Below are 2,554 nucleotides of genomic sequence, written 5' to 3'. Positions count from 1 at the left end.
GTGCGACACGAAGTTGCACGAATTTGAGTGGACTGACCGACTGGAGAGGCAGTTGATGAAGCTGTAGGTGCAGTCACGGGTCCGTGTCCGTATGACCCGTCCCCGCCCTTGACGTGCGATTCCGGTAACGGAGTGGTGCGAAGCTCAGGGGAAAGCCCAAGGATTTCCGTTCCATCCGGAAGTTACCGGCAAGGGGAAGACCGGACGGGTGAAGTACATGAACTCCCGATGATGCCTCGTGATCCCAAGCCCCGCCGATGGAATGCGTGAGTGGGGTGCATGGCTAGCCGTTGAGAAGCGGCAGGCGCTGGCCGGCAGAGGTCACTCCGGCCAGGTGGACACCGCCGCCTCGGGGTAAAGGGAGCACCCACCCCGGTCGTATCTCATTCGTGTGGAACGTGGAAACCCCGTTGGGGTCCGGGCCCTTTTGGTCCGGTCAGCCAACCGTAAGGAAGGCTCAACTCCCCAGCGGGAACAGGACGGCCCAAGAAGCCAACGCCGGAAGCCGAAAGGAAACGGGAACCCGGGGCAGACGATCGGACTCTCCGCCGATCGCCCCGCATAACCGTCCGGATACGGGCACTGCCCGGACCCGAAAGGGTGCAGACGTGGGCCGGGTGAGCCTGTGCAGAATCGCTGGACAAAGACGACGGAACCGAGGGGCAAGTTGGACACCATGCTGATAGCGGAGGGGGCGGCTTCGGCCCTTCCGGATGCGTCTGCGCCGGTGAACGGACCTGAGGGCGAAGACTTGGACTGGGCGTCGATTGACTGGCGGCGGGTCGAGGAAGACGTACGGCGTCTGCGGCAGAGAATCTTCACGGCATCGCAGGCAGGGGATCTGAAGAAGGTCCGCAATTTGCAGAAGCTGATGCTCCGGTCCCGCTCCAACACGCTCCTGAGCGTGCGACGGGTCACGGAGATCAACGCTGGACGCGCGACGGCGGGAGTCGACGGAAAAGTCGTGTTGCTTTCCCAGTCCAAGGCCGCATTGGCCAAATGGGTCCAGCATCGCGCCCGACCATGGATTCCCAAGCCCGTCAAGCGGGTGTTCATCCCCAAACCGGGGACCACGAAGAAGCGCGGACTCGGGATTCCCGTGATTGTTGACCGGTGCCTGCAAGCTGTGGCATTGGGAGCATTGGAGCCCGAGTGGGAAGCACGGTTCGAGCCGAAGTCGTACGGCTTTCGGCCCGGACGTGGCTGTCACGACGCGATCGGGGCCATCTACTCCACGCTCAACGGGAAGAACCCGCAGCGTGCGTGGGTGCTCGACGCAGACCTGACGGCGGCGTTCGACCGCATCGACCACGCCCGGCTCATGGCCGCTCTCGGCACCTTCCCCGCCCGGGGACTGGTCCGTCAGTGGCTGAAAGCCGGGGCCGTGGACCGCGGCCGGTTCGCCCCGACCGAGGAGGGCACTCCGCAAGGAGGGGTGATTAGCCCGTTGCTCTTCAACGTGGCCCTGCACGGAATGGAGAAAGCCGCAGGGGTCCGCTATTACACCACCGGCAGAGATGCCGGGAGTGCGCAGAGCGGCAGCCCCGTGCTGGTGCGGTACGCAGATGATTTCGTCGCGATGTGCACCAGCCGTGAACAGGCCGAGCAGGTCAAGGAACGGCTGGCTGCATGGCTGGCGCCCAGAGGACTCGCCTTCCACGAGGACAAGACACGCATCGTCCACGCGGAGAGCGGATTTGACTTCCTGGGGTTCAACGTCCGCCGCTATCACGGCAAACTGCTGATCAAACCGAGCACAGCAGCTCAACGACGGATCCGGGAGCGGCTCAGTACCGAAATGGTCGCCCTGCGAGGAGCTAACGCCGGAGCGGTACTCAAAAAGATCAACCCGATCGTGCGGGGTTGGTCGGCCTACTACCGGACGGTGGTGTCCAGCGAGATCTTCACGGCGCTGGACAATCACATGTGGAAGCTCGCTTACAAGTGGGCCAAGCACAGTCACCCGAACAAGCCGAAGCACTGGATATCCAACAAGTACTTCGGCCGGTTCAACAAGTCCAGGAGCGACCGGTGGGTGTTCGGTGACCGCGACAGCGGCGCCTACCTGCTCAAGTTCTCCTGGACGAAGATAGTCCGGCACCAGTTGGTCAAGGGGAGGGCGTCCCCGGACGACCCAGCCCTGGAATCATATTGGGCTCAACGGCGACGCAAGGGAATTCCTCTGCCAGTCGACGCCATGACCGTGCGTCTCCTACAGGCACAGCACGGCCGTTGCTCGATCTGCGGAGGGCTCCTACTGCACGCCGACCACCCACCACAAAGCCCAGGAGAATGGGAAGCGTGGCGGGTTGTCATCCGGAAGGCGATCTCCAAGCAATACATTGCCTTCCCGGACGGGAGCACGCCGGACGGTCAACGACTCCGTCTCCTCCACACCCATTGTCAGCGGCGGAATGGAGCCACTGCGACAACGAGTCCAGTACCTTTGCCTGCCAGCGAGCCTCTGGGGCTTGCTTGAGCCGTGTGCGGTGAATAGCTGCTTGCACGGTTCTGAGGGGGCGGGGACGCAGTAATGCGTCCCCGCTACCCGACT

The 2,554-nt window shown here is 63.3% G+C and carries 1 protein-coding gene; it reads left to right on the top strand.

All coding sequences use genetic code 11. The annotated features are described in order from the left end of the window. The first annotated feature begins 676 nt into the window (after positions 1-676). Positions 677-2,479: a group II intron reverse transcriptase/maturase gene (gene ltrA / locus GA0115234_RS41085; RefSeq protein WP_093552050.1), complete on the top strand. Its 1,803-nt coding sequence runs from the start codon at positions 677-679 to the stop codon at positions 2,477-2,479. Positions 2,480-2,554 lie beyond the last annotated feature (75 nt).

The sequence above is a fragment of the Streptomyces sp. DvalAA-43 genome, assembly GCF_900091725.1.
In the GTDB taxonomy this organism is placed as follows: Bacteria; Actinomycetota; Actinomycetes; order Streptomycetales; family Streptomycetaceae; genus Streptomyces; species Streptomyces pulveraceus.
The sequence above is the reverse complement of the archived record's forward strand: the minus strand, read 5'-3'. Positions and strand labels throughout refer to the sequence as shown.